This is a genomic window from Agarivorans sp. DSG3-1 (genome assembly GCF_046774965.1).
Lineage (GTDB): Bacteria > Pseudomonadota > Gammaproteobacteria > Enterobacterales > Celerinatantimonadaceae > Agarivorans.
Window position 1 is genome coordinate 3,905,380 of sequence record NZ_CP177241.1, and the last position, 16,682, is coordinate 3,922,061.

Sequence of the window (16,682 nt, forward strand, 5' to 3'; positions counted from 1 at the left end):
ATGCGATTCTTAGGGAAGACTGTAACATTAACATTTGCTTGTATCGCCAGCTTTAATGCATTAGCCGCAAGCTTTTCTACACCGACTCATTTCGAGATTATGTATGTAGATAAACAGTCTACTGGTACTTTTAGTTTAAGCAAAACAGACGCCGACCTCACCACAGGTCCCCATCAAATTGTCGTGCGTTACAGTGACAATGTTGGCTCTAATAGCAATTCTGAAATCATTAAATCTCAACCGATTGTTATCAATCTAAATGTTAAAGAAAACCAAGACATCGTTTTATCAGCTAAACAACCACGTAGCATTAGTAAGGCCAAGAAGTTCGCAGACAAGCCTACGTTTAGTTTAAAAAGCAATAATGGTGGCGCGGTTGACTCTACGCACTACGTTTTACCGTTAAAGTCAGGTATGCAATTCTCTCGTGATTACCTAGAAGAGATTGCAGCCATTGAAGCAACACAAGCAAACACAACGGCTGCAGCAGTTGCCACTACCAGCACAGCGGTTGCGGCTAGCAATACCGTAAAGGCGGAGCCAACAACTACAGCATCAACATCTACTACTAATACCGCCGCTGCGGCTACAGCAGTGGTAGCAACAACAGCTGCCGTTGCTAGTAACGAGCCCGCTGCTGCACCAGAAGCTGATGTAGTAATGCCTAGTGGTGATAACACTGAATTACAAATGCTACAGTTTTGGTATCAGCGTTCAGACGCTGCAACCCGTAAAGCATTTCAAATTTGGGTAATCCAACAGCAATAATAGTAAGGCTTGAGTTAAATCGTTAACTCAAGCCTTAATTTCTCCTCTCCCCTCAATAGTCTTCCGTAGGTCAATTATGTCTCTTTCTTCTGCCCCCAAACATGTTCAGCTGGCCGTTGATCTCATTCAATTACTCGAAGAAAACCAAATCGAACCAGAGGTGGTATTAAAAGCTTTAGAGATTATTGGTAACGACTATAAACACAAGCTAGAAAAATCTAAAAACGCCAAAGAATAAAAATCTATATAACCCGCCACAATTTAACATTTCTTTGGACAAGCCGTCTCTTTTTAGCGGCAAAGCCCATAACTAAAACAATGTTGATTTTTATATAAAATTTTTAATATTTTATTATCAACCACCAAAAGTTATACACATATAGGGTTAATATAATTTAATTGAGCATTTACTGCGCAGTTTTTTGTGATCTATCTCTGAACTTTAGTTCCCTTCATCTATAGAATTTCCGCCGAACTCAAAACAAAACACACTCGGTAATTCACCTAAATGTGAACAAGGAACTACCCTTATGAAAAAACTTGGACTGATTAGCGCTGCACTATTTGCCGTGTCATCTTTTTCAGCAAACGCTGTTGAGCCAAAAGAAGATGTACATGCTGGCGATTACAAATGGATGCAATTCAACCTTATGCATACCATCGATCAAAAGCCGCACAATGTTGATGAAGGCTACAAAGACACCTACCTAGAAATGGAGTTTGGTGGTCGTTCTGGCTACTTCGATTTCTACGGTTACGTTGATGTTTTCGACATTACCAATAGCAGCAGTAGCACTAAACATGAAACTGGTGGCATGTTCATGAAATTTGCCCCTCGTCTTTCATTAGATGCAGTGACAGGCAAAGACTTGTCATTTGGTCCAGTTCAAGAAGTTTACATAGCCAACTTAAACAACTTTGGTCAAGAACAACAAGAACACTTTATTGGTCTTGGTTCTGACGTAAATGTGCCATGGTTGGGCAAAATGGGTATGAACCTGTACGCTCGTTACAGTGCAAAAAACTTCGGTAACGATGACGAAAGCTCATGGAATGGTTACCAGTTTTCTACCAACTGGTTCAAACCAATTTACTTCTTCGAAAATGATAGCTTTATTTCATACCAGGGTTACTGGGATCATATGTTTGGTGCTGACGGATATTCAGACCAAGCAAACCGCACGACCTCAGGTGGTCAAACCTACCACGGTATCTACTGGCATTCAGACCGCTTTTCAGCAGGTTACGGTCTTAAATATTTTTACGATACCTATGGCATGAAAGATGGTGCGGAGTTGTACCCTACTGGTCCACTTCAAGAAACTACTGGATTCGGTCACTACTTTGCAATCATCTACAAAATATAATTACCATGTAGCTTGAGTCAGTAGCAAAGTAAAAGGGTAGCGTAAGCTACCCTTTTTTTTATAGCATTGTTAAGGCATAACAATGTGGGTTGTGCTACCGCCACTCTGTTTTAGAACATCTATTCGGCTGGTTATTTGTTCTTTCATTTCAGCCACATGAGAAATAACGCCCACCATTCGCCCTGAGCTTTGTAAATCAATTAAGGTACGAATCGCCAAATCTAACGACTCTTGATCCAAGCTGCCAAAGCCTTCGTCGATAAACAAGGTGTCTAACTTAATACCGCCGGCATAAGCTTGCACAACATCCGACAAACCTAATGCCATGGCTAGTGCAGCCATAAAGCTTTCGCCGCCACTTAAGGTAGCTACCGAACGAACTTTAGAGGTGTAACTGTCTTCCACTTCTAGCTCTAAACCAGAGGCTTTATTACCTTTAGCCCGTTGTTCTTTGCGAATAAGTTGGTAGCGGCCTTTACTCATTAACTGTAAGCGTTGACTTGCTTGCAGCAATACATCATCTAGCAACACACTTAATACAAAGCGCTGCAAACTAATTTTGTTACCCGTTTGACCGTTAGCTACATCAGCCAAGGTGCCGACAACGTTATACTTTGCTTGCAAACTCTCTGCATTTTTATCTGCATTAAGTAGCTTTTGTTGAATATCCTGTAAAGTCTGTTGCCTACTATTTAGCTTATTCCATTGAACATCATGTTGATTACGTAGCGTTAAATGCCCTACCAGTGCCTGCTCTAAGGCTTCTACATTTTGTTGTTTTTTGCCTTTGAGCTTAGCTTTGACCTGTTCCAAAAGAACCGTGGTTTTAGTAAGATGTTGATTAAATGACAGCAACAGTGCTTCTAACTCAGAGAACTCTTCATCACTTAAACTGTTAAGGGCTATGTTAAACGCTCCTTCATTATCAAAACACGAACCGGCTAACTGCTCACTAAAAGTAATTTTAGCTTCACCTAAGGTTTGTTGAGCGAGCTTAAGGCTTTGCTTGGCAGCCGTAGCGCCCGATTGCTTTGCACTTAACGCTTCTCTTGCCGCATTATAAGCCTGATTAACAGTACTTATGTTTTGTTTCAAACTTTCGGTTTTAGCACTTTGCTGCTCAATTGCCTGTTCCAGCAATTGAGGCTCTCGGTATTGCTCAGGTAAATTTTGCTCAGCTCGCTCATGCTGCGCTTGGTAAACACCCATTTGCTCTTTAATGTTTCGGTAAGCGTCTTTAGCAAGTTCAACTTTATTTTGCAGTGCTTGCTCAGCGTGGGTAGTTTGTTCAATTTGCTGTTGCAGTTCAGCCACTTTTTTATGCGCTTGGTGGGCAGTGGCTAAGGCTTGCTGCGCCTGTTCCAACTCAGCAGTAAGCGCTGGTAGCGACAAACTAGCCTTGCTGGCCATTTGCTGGTGTATGTTTTGTTGCTGACCCTCCCATTCAGATAATTGCGCTTTTAACACTGAGTATTGCTGGCGTGCTTCTACTAATTTGTCTTTAGCTTGTTGCTCACTTTCTCTCGCGTGTTTTACGTCACCCTCACTAGGCAGCTCACCATCACTAGCAGCCAAATGTGGGTGCTCTTGGCTACCACAAACAGGACACGCGTCCCCCTGGTTTAACCGTTTTGCCATAATGGCCGCTTGGCCTTGGTGCCAATTAAACTCGGTTTGGTTTGCAAATTGTTCCGCAAGTTGGTGTTGCTCTCGTAAGCGCTTGCCCTGTCCAGCTGATTGTTCCATGGCCTGTTGGCTTTCGGCCAGTTGCTTATTTAATGCAGCTAATTGCTTACCTTGTTCTACGCTTTGCTCTGCAACGCCCAAAATCTTTTGCTTTGCGGCCTGAGTATCAGCTTGCTGGCGTAATTCACTTTGTTGTTGAAGCAGCTTGGCTTTTTGCTCAGTGGTATCACTAAGCTGCTGCTTTAGCGCTTTACCTTGTTCAGCTTGCAGATCAAGCTTCTGCTGCTCAGCCTTATGTAAGCCATTAAACTTATTTAGCTCTTCTAATAAAGGCTTAAAGCTTTGTAATGATCGAAGTTGCTCCTGGGCAACATTTAACTGCGCATCTTTCTCGGGAACTTGCTTAAACAACTGCTCAGCATCATCCAAACTTTGCTTGGCTTGGCTTAATTCGGTTTCGCTTTGGGTTTGCGCTAGGCTTGCTTGCTTAGCTTCGTTAAAACGAACGCGGTAATCTGTGTCAAATTTCTCTATTGCTCGAGCAGCCTTCGCTTGGTCATAGTTTAGTTGTTGCTTGTCTATACTAGGCTTTTGTTTGGTCAGTAAAGCCAAAGACGCTTTTAAGCTAGTTTGCTGCTCAAAGTCTGCGCTAAGTAACTTAGCTACTTCAAACTGCTTACTCGCTTCATCGTACGCTTTGTCTGACTGCGCTTTATCGTTGCTTGCAGTGTTAAGCGCTTCGTCCAACGTTGCAAGTTCTTCCTGTAAATCTTGCTCTTGACTTAAATCAGCACTTTGCAATATACCTTCGCGAATATTTTTCTGCTCAGCAGCGGCGTTTCGAATACTGGCGGCCTGGCTTTTTAAGCTGTCTTCTATTTTTCGGTAGATGTGCGTTTGAAAAAGCTGACTAAAGATCTTCTCTCGCTCTTTAGAGTCAGCCATTAGCAATTGCCTAAATTTGCCTTGAGGCAATACCATCACTTGGCGAAACTGGTCGGCATCTAAACCCGTTAGCGCTTCCATTTCAGTATTTGCTTCAGACACTTTAGCCGGTACCAATAAAGTTTCGCTGCCATCGTCTGCTATTTTGGACAACTGCGCTTCTGGTTTTTGCTTGGTAACTCCGTCTCCAGACTTTTTAAGCCGTTCTTGATCAGGCACGCGGCGAATACGATAACGCTGTTGGCCAAGTTCAAATTCAAAAACCACCTCGGTAAGCAGTGATTCATCGGCTAAATCACAGCGCATTTGTGCTGCTTCTCGTTCATCTCCGGTGCTTTTACCGTACAAGGCAAAACACATCGCATCTAAAATGGTGGTTTTACCGGCGCCAGTGGGGCCGTTAAGCAAAAACAGCGGATTGCGTCCTAGCTGAGAGAAGTCAATAAACTCGGTGCCAGCAAACGGACCAAAAGCGCTCATGCGCAAGCTAATGGGGCGCATTATTGGTCTCCAGTGTGCAGTGATTCGATGGTGGCTTTTAGCAAGCTTTGTTGCTCGTCACTCAAGCTTTCTCCTGATACCTGAGAAAAGAAATCGCTAAACATGTCGTATTCACCTTTTTGTACATGTTCACGATGCAAAGCCAACTGCTGATTCTCTGCCATTAAACCGGTACGTTCTAAATGTAATACATTGGGGTATACGTTTCTTAACTTACCCATTGCATCTAATATGGCGGACTTATCGAGTAGCCTTACCATTAAATAGTCGTTGTTATTGGTGTCGGTTGCGCCTGCACTAATAACATCGTCTAGCATTCCCTCAATAATGCGTACATCACGTAAGGGGTTTAAGGGCAGTAATTCAAATTGATAATCATCACCATTCAGTTCAACCAAAGTTATTGATTTGTTTTGGTGCTGTTCGCTAAACGAATATTTAAGTGGCGACCCAGAATAACGCACATGCGAGTCGCCTTTGTATTGAGGCCCGTGTAAATGGCCAAGTGCGGCATAAGAAAAAGAGGTAAATAAATTCGGCGATATTTTGTCTGCGCCGCCAATACTGAGCGGTCGCTCTGATTCAGATTCATCCCCACCATCTAAAAAGCAGTGAGCTATAACAACCTTATTCGCTGTTTGGCTATCTTGCTCGCTGACTTGTTTAAGCAGCACTTGCATGGCTTGCTGGTGACTTGACACCTCACAATCAAATACCTCTCTTACCGTTGCAGGCTCTGCATAAGGTAAACCATAAAACGCCGTGTTTTCACCAGTCTTAGACTTAATCATGATAGGTTTTATCTGATTCTTTAAGGGGCCTACGATATGTAAATTTTGCATATGCCGCGAAGCAAAAGCTAAGCGTTGAGCGCCATCGTGATTACCAGCAATCATAATCACGCTTATCCCCAACTCATTAACTAATTGGTGTAATACTTCATCTAACAAGGCTACTGCTTGGCTGGGTGGAACAGAGCGGTCGAAGATATCTCCAGCAACAATTAATGCATCAACATCGTGCTGCTTGGCCAAGCTCACAATCTGTTCCAATACAAAGGCTTGATCCTCAAGCAAAGATTGATTGTGCAACTGTCGGCCTAAATGCCAATCTGATGTATGGAGAAATTTCATTCAATATCCGTGGTCTAAGTAAATGAGAAAAAAGATTTTTCTCAAAAAAGCTGATGCTTATTATCAGTGATGACAATCAATAAGCCAACGACAAAACTAAGCCTATTCGCCTCACTGGGCAGCATTACATCAAAAATGGCTAACTAAACTCGCGCCCGATTAAATACTCTGGCAACATAAGTTAAATTATTTATCTCGTTTCAAGGAAGAGCTGTGACTGAACAAGGTTCTACCGGCAATGTACTCGCCGCCATATGTAGTTTTTTTATCCCGGGTCTTGGCCAATTGGTACAAGGGCGGATACTGCCAGCTATACTATTCTTTATTTTTACCGCTGCAGGTTACGCACTGTGGCTCGTAGTATTTCCGGTGATTATTGCCGTTATCGTTCATATTTGGGCCATTATTGATGCTGCGCGCTTTTCTCCTGGAGGTTCACGATGAAACTGCTCTCGCCCTTTTTGTTGCTCATCTTCCTTGTTGGCTGTGAATCTACTTACTACTCGGCCATGGAAAAAGTGGGTTATCACAAACGTGAAATTTTGGTCGACCGAGTTGAAGATGCCCAAGAAAGCCAACAAGATGCACAGCAACAATTTACTTCTGCGTTGGAACACCTTAAAACGCTGACCAATTTTGATGGCGGTGATTTAGAAGCTATTTACGACCAAGTAAATGATCAATATAAAGATTCCAAAGCTGCTGCTGAACTAGTGAGTGAGCGCATTGATGAAGTTGATAGCGTGGCCGAAGCTTTGTTTGATGAATGGCAAGGCGAGCTGGAACAGTATCAATCAACCAGCTTGAGAGCGGAAAGCGAAACTCAACTCGCCGACACTAAAAAGCGCTATGCAGCAATGCTAAAAGCAATGCGCCGAGCCGAATCACAAATGGCGCCAGTGTTAAGCCGTTTAAACGACAATCAGCTTTATTTAAAACACAATCTAAATGCGCGAGCTATTGGCTCTGTAGGCAAAGAATTCGCACGCTTAGAGCAAGAGGTTGCAGACGTGATTCAGCAAATGAGCAAAGCGATAGCTGAGTCAGACAAGTTTATTGCTACCATGAAATAAACCCTAGTGGCTACAAAAACATCAATTGTAGCCTTTTATTTACGCACTCGTTTCTCAATCTTCTTCTTAGCCCTACCTGTAACAATTCCTTCATAAAAATGCAGTAAATTTGCCACTCAAAATTATTGTCTGTTTCTAAGCGCGAGAGCATTTTCGCGCGAAATGGCAATACTCTGCATTCAAGGTGGCAACAAATGCTCAGCAAAATCAGAAGGTTTCATTTTAAACCTGCACTTTTGGCACTACTGTGTAGCCTGCTACCTATTGCGATAGCTTATGTTTGGATAATTGAAAACAACAAGCAGCAACGCCGCGAAGCCTTTATTCACGATTACCAAACCAGTTTCAATAACATTAGCCATAACTTAAGTGCGATTGCTCAGCAATTTTCACTTTTAGACAACGCTAATACTCACTGCTCTGAAGAAACCTTAGTCGCCTTACGCAAAACTCACTTTCGTATTTCTTACATTGCTGAAATGGGCATCGTCAGCCCATTTGGTAAACTCACGTGCAGCAGCTGGGGCCCTGTCACTCCTCCCCTAGATGTACTTAAACCAGTTAGCGATAGCACCCTTCGCTACTTTGGCCCTGCCGTACTAGACTACACCGAAGAACTAGCAATGATAGTGGCCCAAACCCGCCATGATGGAAGCGAAATAAACGCCGCAATCCCCCTAGATGTTTTTCGTGCATTTTTAAAGGATTCAAATCATCACAGCGACTCCATAGCCTTAAGCGATAGTAAAACCGGCTCGCCGCTATTCAAAATAGGAGACTACAGCCTACCGTTGCATAACTCTGCCCAGTTATTCCCTCTCCAACAAAGTAAAACCTCTGGCGCTAGGCTATTTGACGATGGGGTACAGCGTTTCTATATCGTCCAGGTGTTCCCAGCTCTACCGGGTTTATCGCTTATCTCAAGCCGACCCATTCACGAGCTCTACAAAAGTATTTATTGCTTGAGTCTGCTGCAAGTGAGCTTATTTGCTTGTTTACTGTGTAGCATGACCTTTTTGGCATATCGGCACCGTAGCCGCCGTTTGAGTCAAAAATCACGCTTAAAAGTAGCCTTGAAGAATCGAGAGTTCGTAAATTTTTATCAAGCCATTTTTGATACTCGAAATAATCAAGTAGTCGCTGTAGAAGCGCTTGTTCGCTGGATGCACCCAGTAGACGGCCTCCGCAGCCCTGACTCCTTCTTGCCAGATGTAGATCGTTACAAACTACAGGTGGCGCTAACAGAACAAGTTATCGAAAATCTAAAACGTGATTTACACACCTTGTTGGCAAAATACCCAAAGATTAAAGTAAACATTAATATCACTGGGCAACATTTAAAAAGCCCTAAATTTATTAGCCAAGTGTTAGCCGCACATGCTGATTTCCCTAACCTTTGCCTAGAAATCACTGAAACAGAGTTGGTCGAAATAGATTCACCGCAGGTAAAACTGTCGCTGCAAAAACTTAAACAACAAGGTGTAACACTGGCGATTGATGACTTTGGAACGGGTTACGCGGGTCTGCAATACTTGCAACAGCTACCATTAGATACCTTAAAAATTGACCGTAGTTTTGTTATCGCCATTGGCACTGAATCTCCACAAGCAAAAGTATTAAATGGGGTCATAGATTTAGCACTAAATTTACAGTTACAGTTGGTCGCCGAAGGCGTAGAAACAAAAGCCCAAGCTGAATACTTAATTTCAAAGGGCGTAAGTTTTCACCAAGGGTGGCTATACGGTAAACCTCAGGCCATTAGTAACTTTACGGCATAGAGACCTTAAAACTACACCTTGATTAGTTGAGAAATCATTACCTTATGATAACTTGCAAGCGCATTGGAACTTGCGCACAATAGCCCGGTTAACAAAGGAGTTAAGCAATATGGTTTCTAAATGGGCACAACGCTTTTTTCAAATGGCTGAGCTGGTAGGTTCTTGGAGTAAAGACCCCTCAACCCAAGTAGGTGCAGTAATCACCGAAAATAACCGAATAGTCTCTCTCGGGTTTAATGGCTACCCCCACGGTATCTCAGACAGTGCAGAAACCGACAATAGAGAAATGAAACTACTTAAAACCTTGCACGCCGAAGAGAACGCCATTCTGTTTGCAAAGCGCGACTTGTCTGGTTGCGAAATTTGGGTCACTCATTTCCCCTGTCCTAATTGCGCGGCCAAGATCATTCAAACCGGCATTAGTACTGTGCATTGCCCAGAACAAAGTGAAGATTTTTTATCTCGCTGGGGCGACAAAATCAAAGTCAGCGAAGACATGTTTAGCCAGGCCGGTGTAAAAGTAGATTGGCTACCTTTAAGCCAATAGAAACGCTTAGTTCTACCATTGCGCTCTCCTAAGCCTTGTTCTCATAAAAGGCTTTTTATTTATTCTGATTCGTTTTCAGAGTGTTGGCGAAGCTTTAATCTAACAAACACTCATCAAAATAAGCTTATGTCGTACAATTAAGACAAAAATGAACCCAAAATCAACAATTGATAATAGAGTAAAGCTTCCACTTCCCTAACTCTAATCCCTCTCACTTTGTTTAACTACTAAATGACCTTGATGTATCACTTATCGCTTAATTAACATTGTTGACGACACTAAGCTTAACTTACGTTAAATAGCTAAGAACTTACGCAAATCAGTTATTTACTTAAGTCGATACACTTTTCTCTGCCTCACACTTTATGCTAAGTCGCGTAGATTCAATGGTTTGATCGTTATAAACACCGAAAATGAAAACTACAATCAATGCCAAATAACATTTTTCAATGATGTAAAGCACAAAGCTTAAGGGCTTCACATGGCTGTTCAAATAAACACCACCAATTGAGTAATTGCTGCGAAAATCTCACAGTTTTTTACAATTTTCTCTATCAAGTCCACACTTTTTGACCTTTTTACTATTAATCATACAAGAATATTTAATAACCTGATCAGGTTCACAGATAACTATCGCAAATCGCAATAGCATATTTGTATTACATTAATACAGTAATCGAAGTCACCTATAAGGATTGATGATGACGAATTATAAGCCTCTGGCATTTGCTATTTGTTTTGCTTTTAGCTCTTCAGCTTTAGCAGCTGAATTTGTATTTGTGAACGAAAGTGTTCTTAAAGAGAACCGTGCTTTACTTCATTCTGATGCGGCACCTGCGTCTATGAAGCTGAGTTATGAGCGCTTATTAGAAGAAGCGGGTTACGCGACAAAAGCAGGTCCCTTTTCTGTAACCGATAAGGGCATGACCCCGCCAAGTGGTGACAAAAACGATTACTTAAGTATTAGTCCATATTGGTGGCCTGATAAAAATAAAGCCGATGGATTACCGTGGATCCGCCACGATGGCAAAGTTAACCCTGCGTCTAAGACCAGCGAAACCGATTCAAAACGCCTAGGTAAATTTACCCGTTCAGTTCGCGCCTTGGCAATTGCTTATTACTTTAGCCAAGACGAGAAATATGCTGAAACCGCTATCGACTATATTCGAACTTGGTTCTTAAATCCTGAAACACGTATGAACCCGAATATGAACTTCGCACAAGGTGTTCCTGGCCGTGCTGACGGTCGCCGTAGCGGTTTAATCGATTCACGTTCATTTGCTGACCGGATGTTAGATGCCGTTGCAATGGTATCTACCTCACCCAATTGGACAGAAGCCGATGAAAAAGGCATCAACCAATGGTATAGCGAGTACTTAAACTGGTTGCTCACCAGCGAATTAGGTGGTGGCCCTAAAGGCGAAGCTTACGCTGAAAACAACCATGGTTCTTGGTACGACTTGCAGGTAGCTGGCATCTCCTACTTTCTAGGAAAAGAATCCGTTGCAATGAACATAGTGGAAAAAGGCAAAATGAGAATTGATACTCAGTTTATGCCCGACGGCACTCAGCCTCACGAATTAGGCCGAACCCGTTCTTACCACTACAGCTACTTTAATTTGGATGCATTAGCCGGTGTTGCTCAAGTAGGTGAAAAAATAGGTATAGACCTATGGAGCTATCAATCACCTACTGGCGCTTCGCTGAAAAAAGGTATTGATTTAGTTGCACAATATCATGACAACGCCGAGGGATGGCCTTATCAACACAAAAAGACGCCTCGCACTATGCGTATGATACCTATTTACCGGAAAGCTGGTTTAGGAATGAGTGATGAAAGCTTGCTTGCTCTGTCTAAATCAGGTGATTTCTCGAAATACACCGTAAAGAAAAACCTCGCAGAAATTTGGGCTGAACGCGACATAGAGTTGCTCTACCCAAGAAAATAATTTTAACCCTACTCCTTAAATATAAAACCGAGGCTTAACAATAAGCCCCCAAATATAGAAATGGAATTTATTATGAATAAAATGAAAGCGTTACCAATTGCAATTGCCGCTGTATTCCTTAGCGGTACTGCGTTCGCTGGACAGCTTGATATCCGTACTGAGTACAAACATGAATCAGAAGACCATGCTGGCCGTATTAAGATTGGTGACTCAACCAAAGTAAGTGACCAAGGCAAAGTGTACTACAGCGTAGAAATGAAATTCTTCAGCGGTGACAAAGTAGATGGCACTCCTGGTGGCTTCTTAGAAAACCTACAACGTGGCGACTCTGAATTTGATTTTGGCTACCGTCATAAACTAAATAAAAAATGGTACATCCAACCTGGTATGCCAATTACCTTTGGCGACGAGCGCATCACCTTCAAACCACAATTCCGTGTTGGGTACACTGCGGACTTTGGTTTGAAAACGGCCCTTCGTTACCGTTACGAAATCCGTCAATATGCTGATGGTAAAGAGAATGGTGAAACGTGGAACAAATCTAAAATCACCTTAACGGGTGGCTACAAAGTTAAAAGCATGCCTAACCTTAAGTTAGATTATGAAGCAAACTACTGGAAGAGCCACGAGTACGAGTGGGATGCAGAAGCTGGTAAAGCTAAAGATGCACAATTTAACAACGGTGATGACAACTGGGATGCAGGTATCTTCATTGGTTACCAAATTGAAAAATGGCGCCCATACGTAGAATTTTGGAATTCAAGCGTAAGCTCTAAAACTGATCAACGCCAACTAAAAACCCGTATTGGTGTTAAATACAAGTTCTAGTTTCATAAAACCTTAGCATTCCTTTTTTGGCCAAGTAGTAACCCTACTTGGCCCTTTTTTTAGGCTGAACACACACTAGGAGCATCTCGCATTTCTCGCTGACGCATCGGCATTGCATCGATAATCGAAAAGATCTTTTGCCAATCAGTTTCTGCCCCCCAGCGATATTTTTCTCGGCCATCTTTACCCACTAACACCGCAGTATATTGTTTCAGACTGGCTTGGTATTTATTGCGTAGATATTCAAACCCATCATCATCAAAATGGCCGCTAGATATGGCTTTAGCATCTTCGGTCACCACCAACACTACCATGTCTCGTTCTTTAATCTGGCACCGATAGCGTAGTTCTTCCGCTTCAAATTTTTCCACATACTGGTCTTGTTGCGGAGCGAAAAATAAAACACTGCGATGTGACCAATAATTATGTTCTAAGGGGTAAGCTTGCGAATAAGTGCTAAAACAAATCATGAGTAGAGCTAGTAAGTTCTTCATAAACGTTATCCTCGCTTTAACCATTATTAGAACGTTTAAGCCTTAGCTTTAGTTCAATTTATCTACAGTTATTTCATTGGAGGTAGTCAGATTTCTTTACAGCATAATGACCCTCTATATTAAGCCTTTAATTTTCTTATAAAAAACTTTAGGCCGTGCAAACACCTTACTATTGAGCTAAATGTTATTTAATACAATAAATAAGCAAAGAAACTTAGTAACAAGAGTGTCACATTAATTTACACTCACACAAAAAGATCTGAGGAAGTCTTTGCTACTCATTGATAAATATGAATTTATTGCTTCTGGCTTAATTATTGATATTGCTGGTGTTCACTTTAAAAAGGAATGCCGAATGCTTAAAACCAACACTGTTCTACCTGCTTACTTGTTGTTACTAAGTAGCCCCAGCTTCGCCTCAGTAATTGCCTACGATATGCTTAATAGCAACAGCCAAGGTCTAATTGAGCACAGCAACCCTTACGAGCAGCAGTTTAATAGTGAGCAAGACGGATTTGAGAAGTACCGTGTTGGAGTAAGCGCCACTATCCCAAATAGTTTGTTAGACACTAGTTTAACTATTGCCAATGATAGCTTGGGCATTGTTGATGCTCAAAATGACACCGATACGTTTTTTGGTGTTACTGATGTTGTTAACCCAAACAATTCAAGCGGCAGCGCTCAAGCAGTTTGGCATTTCAACATTGCGGGTTTTTCGCTCAACTCGATTTCTATTGCTATGGCGGCTATGGGTGACTTTGAATCTTCAGACATATTCAGCTTTGCCTACTCGATTGATGCAGCACCGGTAAGCGCATTGTTTTCGAGTGTTGTAGATGAGCAATCCGATCAAAACTACCGTTTAGCCAATGGCAACCAGCAGGTATTAAACGACCCTTTGCTTATTAACAACCAGCGTTTAAATAACCAGTTCCAAACACTAGAACAATCACTTAATGGCAGTGGTTCGGTATTTAGTCTGTATTTTAACGCAGCGCAGAATAGTGGTGCCGAAGCTTTTGCTTTTCGCGATATCGTAATTAGTGGCGACGCAAATCTACCAGCCCAAGTACCTGAACCGACTTCAATTTGGCTAGCACTGCTGGGCTTAAGTGCATTAGTCGTTAGAAAAGCAGTAGGCAAACCCTAAACAAAAAAGCGACAGTATGGCTAACCATACTGTCGCTTTGCTATTACCGTTTATTTTTTATTTGTTATTGCTTGATGCCCGCAAATACAACAACGACTTTGTCGTCGCCTTTAGTGCGGCTAAAGGCATAGGGCTGGTCACTGATCTTGTTGTGTTCACCAGCCCCAACCGCTACGTGACGGTCTCGGAACTGACCCACTGTTTGCCAGTGTTTAACCAAGGCTTGGCGATCCGCTTCTTTATCAATTTGTTCCCAATTCATAAATGAACGCGTTGGCGAATCAAATGCATCCGATTGCGGACCACGTGGTCGCCCACTCTCATCACCATAATACAGTTGCACGCCACCAGGCATCATCAACAATGCTGTACCCGCACCTGCTTGTAGCTGAATATCTTCATAGTTTGAATAGAACAACTTGGTATCGTGCGAGCTAATGTAAGTAAGCAAGTTAAACGTAGGATCGCTGTTTATGTCTTTGGCATAAGTTGCGTACATTTTCTCGTTTTGCGCTAAACACTGAGAGCCTTTAAGCGCAGCACTTTCACCTGCATATTCAAAGTTAATTAAGCTATCCATACCGTTATCGAAGTAGAAATCACGGTAAGCTCCGTGGTGCCATACTTCACCCACCATCCAAAACGGTTTGTCATCTATTGCTTTCTCAGGATTTTCTTTTTTCCACTCAGCTAACGCTTCTGTCGCAGAGTCTTTTAGCTTGCCCCATACTTCGGCTTCAACGTGTTTAACGGTATCTGCTCTAAAGCCATCAATACCGTAGTCACGTACCCAGTTGGTATGCCACTCCACCAAATAATCCAATACCGTATAACCTTCGCGCTCAACAGCTTTGGTATCTTTCTTATTTTTTAGAATAGGCGGCAAGCCTACATGCTTAGTGCTTTCGGTGATTAGATCTGGCAAGCCAGCTAAATTCATAGTGATATCATCGCCGCCAGGAGCAGTATATCCAGCCATGCCACTACGAACCCAATCTGGTCCCCACCATTTGTCAGCCCAGTCACTAGAACTCCAGCGAATAAAGTTGTTGTAGCGATGCCAGTTGTGGCCTTTTTCGAAATCAGGTTGCCAATCAGTCCACTGCTTAGGCACCGGGGCGCCTGGTGCCATAGCGTTGATACCAAAGGTTTGCATATCATCCATTGTAGGGTAACCAACGTGGTTCACTACAACATCTACCAATACTCGAATACCACGCTTATGCGCTTCATCTACAAAGCGGCCAAAGTCTTCTTCACTGCCTAGATTTGGATCAATCTTGGTAAAATCTAACGCCCAATAACCATGGTAACCATAGAATGGGAAACTACCCTTTTCACCACCGCCAATAAAGCCATGAATTTGTTCAACAATAGGGGTAACCCAAATGGCGTTCATGCCTAAATCTTTAATGTAATCTAACTTAGCCGTAATACCGCTAAAATCACCACCTTGAAAGGTGCCAATTTCTTGTTTACCGTCGGCTTTACGATTTAGTGGGTAATCATTGCTAGTATCACCGTTATTGAAACGGTCTGTCATGATGAAATAAACACTCGCATTATCCCACGAGAACTCACTGGCTTCAGCATCCGCCGCTTCTATCAACAATACACCACCGCTTGCAGGGTCTGGTTGCATGGTAACAGTGCCGTTAGTGACTTTTTGTGTTTGACCAGAATAGAAGTCTTTTACCGTTTCGCCGTTACTAAAGGTAGAACTCACATCAACCGTAACCGGTTGTCCATCCCAAGCAATACAATCCACGGCAGGAGGTTTACGTTTGAAGGTAGACGCTTTAGCTTTACGCGATACTTGTAAAGTGGGTTTATCGGCATCGGAGTTATCTAAAATCAGCTCATAATTGCCAGCAAAACGAATGTTTAGCTCAAAGAACTTGTCTTCAGCGCAGTCGCTCAAGCCTTGAGGTTTGGAAAAGCGCATTTTGGCTTCATCGGCTGGGCCGTAACGTAAGCCACATTGCTGACCTTCATCAGACACCTGGAAGTTATAAATGCCTTTTTCTAGAGGTACCGTAATCTTGTAGCGACTCTTTCCTGCAAACTTTAAGCGTTGCTCAACATTTACGCCGCTATCGGCATAATTCATGTACAAAGGGGTTTTGATCATTGCCGCCGACAAATTTGCCGAACCGCCCGCCATAACTAACGCGGCACTTAATAAACCAAGTTTAAAACCTTTCATTCAACCTCCATGGTATTTGTACATCGCACCCTGCGAGCAAACACCTCGTTCAACCATTTGGAATGATGAAAACAAAAGCTACTTAAGTTTTCACTAACAAAGCATGATTATTTGTGATTTTTATGACTGACAGCGCTTTCATTTGGCAAAACATCAACTTGGCCGCCAGATCAACAATGAATCCCTCGTGCCCCTTGCTGCACCTGTGATGTTGTTTTATGATGTCGGGTCTTAATTGTGGTTATTTAAGCGCTATT

The 16,682-nt window shown here is 42.5% G+C and carries 14 protein-coding genes; 10 read left to right on the plus strand and 4 right to left on the minus strand.

Features of this window, described 5'->3' with window-relative positions:
* The 3 genes from ACLD71_RS18150 to ACLD71_RS18160 all read left to right on the plus strand — a co-directional run bounded on the left by ACLD71_RS18150 (position 1) and on the right by ACLD71_RS18160 (position 2,135).
* Entirely contained in the window at positions 1 to 768 is a 768-nt protein-coding gene (locus tag ACLD71_RS18150; RefSeq protein WP_411991561.1) for a DUF2057 family protein, read from the plus strand.
* A 76-nt stretch (positions 769 to 844) separates the two neighbouring features.
* On the plus strand, positions 845 to 1,006 hold the full coding sequence (rsmS, locus tag ACLD71_RS18155) for a pleiotropic regulatory protein RsmS (protein ID WP_137674645.1): 162 nt from the start codon (positions 845 to 847) through the stop codon (positions 1,004 to 1,006).
* A 292-nt stretch (positions 1,007 to 1,298) separates the two neighbouring features.
* Positions 1,299 to 2,135 carry an outer membrane protein OmpK gene (locus tag ACLD71_RS18160; protein ID WP_137674646.1) on the plus strand — a complete coding sequence of 279 codons (837 nt, stop codon included), beginning with the start codon at positions 1,299 to 1,301 and terminating at the stop codon, positions 2,133 to 2,135.
* Positions 2,136 to 2,204: 69 nt separating this feature from the next.
* Here ACLD71_RS18160 and ACLD71_RS18165 read toward each other — a convergent pair whose 3' ends face one another.
* On the minus strand, positions 2,205 to 5,267 hold the full coding sequence (locus ACLD71_RS18165) for an AAA family ATPase (RefSeq protein WP_411991562.1): 3,063 nt from the start codon (positions 5,265 to 5,267) through the stop codon (positions 2,205 to 2,207).
* Positions 5,267 to 6,400 carry an exonuclease SbcCD subunit D gene (locus ACLD71_RS18170; protein WP_411991563.1) on the minus strand — a complete coding sequence of 378 codons (1,134 nt, stop codon included), beginning with the start codon at positions 6,398 to 6,400 and terminating at the stop codon, positions 5,267 to 5,269. The genes ACLD71_RS18165 and ACLD71_RS18170 overlap by 1 nt, the downstream gene beginning before the upstream one ends.
* A gap of 213 nt (positions 6,401 to 6,613) precedes the next feature.
* Between ACLD71_RS18170 and ACLD71_RS18175 the strand changes: the two genes are divergently transcribed.
* The 6 genes from ACLD71_RS18175 (at position 6,614) to ACLD71_RS18200 (ending at position 12,575) form a co-directional block, all read left to right on the plus strand.
* Positions 6,614 to 6,844: a hypothetical protein gene (locus ACLD71_RS18175; RefSeq protein ID WP_137674649.1), complete on the plus strand. Its 231-nt coding sequence runs from the start codon at positions 6,614 to 6,616 to the stop codon at positions 6,842 to 6,844.
* A complete protein-coding gene (locus tag ACLD71_RS18180; protein ID WP_411991564.1) occupies positions 6,841 to 7,473 on the plus strand; it encodes a DUF2959 domain-containing protein in 633 nt (210 codons plus the stop codon). The genes ACLD71_RS18175 and ACLD71_RS18180 overlap by 4 nt, the downstream gene beginning before the upstream one ends.
* Positions 7,474 to 7,667: 194 nt before the next feature.
* The gene (locus ACLD71_RS18185; RefSeq protein ID WP_411991565.1) at positions 7,668 to 9,251 is read left to right on the plus strand and encodes an EAL domain-containing protein; all 1,584 of its coding nucleotides are present in this window, start codon (positions 7,668 to 7,670) and stop codon (positions 9,249 to 9,251) included.
* Between the two features lie 109 nt (positions 9,252 to 9,360).
* Positions 9,361 to 9,798 (plus strand): dCMP deaminase family protein, encoded by a 438-nt coding sequence (locus ACLD71_RS18190; RefSeq protein ID WP_411991566.1) that lies wholly within the window; start codon positions 9,361 to 9,363, stop codon positions 9,796 to 9,798.
* 698 nt (positions 9,799 to 10,496) lie between these two features.
* Positions 10,497 to 11,747, plus strand: a complete 1,251-nt coding sequence (locus ACLD71_RS18195) for an alginate lyase family protein (RefSeq protein WP_411991567.1) — start codon at positions 10,497 to 10,499, stop codon at positions 11,745 to 11,747.
* Between the two features lie 72 nt (positions 11,748 to 11,819).
* Complete coding sequence (locus ACLD71_RS18200; RefSeq protein WP_411991568.1) at positions 11,820 to 12,575, plus strand: oligogalacturonate-specific porin KdgM family protein; 756 nt, start codon at positions 11,820 to 11,822, stop codon at positions 12,573 to 12,575.
* A gap of 59 nt (positions 12,576 to 12,634) precedes the next feature.
* Here the strand turns inward: ACLD71_RS18200 and ACLD71_RS18205 are convergent, their stop codons facing one another.
* Entirely contained in the window at positions 12,635 to 13,069 is a 435-nt protein-coding gene (locus ACLD71_RS18205) for a DUF4174 domain-containing protein (protein WP_411991569.1), read from the minus strand.
* A 271-nt stretch (positions 13,070 to 13,340) separates the two neighbouring features.
* On the opposite strand from ACLD71_RS18205, the gene ACLD71_RS18210 reads away from it, so the two are divergent.
* Positions 13,341 to 14,219 (plus strand): PEP-CTERM sorting domain-containing protein, encoded by an 879-nt coding sequence (locus ACLD71_RS18210; protein WP_411991570.1) that lies wholly within the window; start codon positions 13,341 to 13,343, stop codon positions 14,217 to 14,219.
* 64 nt (positions 14,220 to 14,283) lie between these two features.
* On the opposite strand, the gene ACLD71_RS18215 is transcribed toward ACLD71_RS18210, so the two are convergent.
* Positions 14,284 to 16,425, minus strand: coding sequence for an alpha-amylase (locus ACLD71_RS18215; RefSeq protein WP_411991571.1), 2,142 nt, complete (start codon positions 16,423 to 16,425; stop codon positions 14,284 to 14,286).
* Positions 16,426 to 16,682 lie beyond the last annotated feature (257 nt).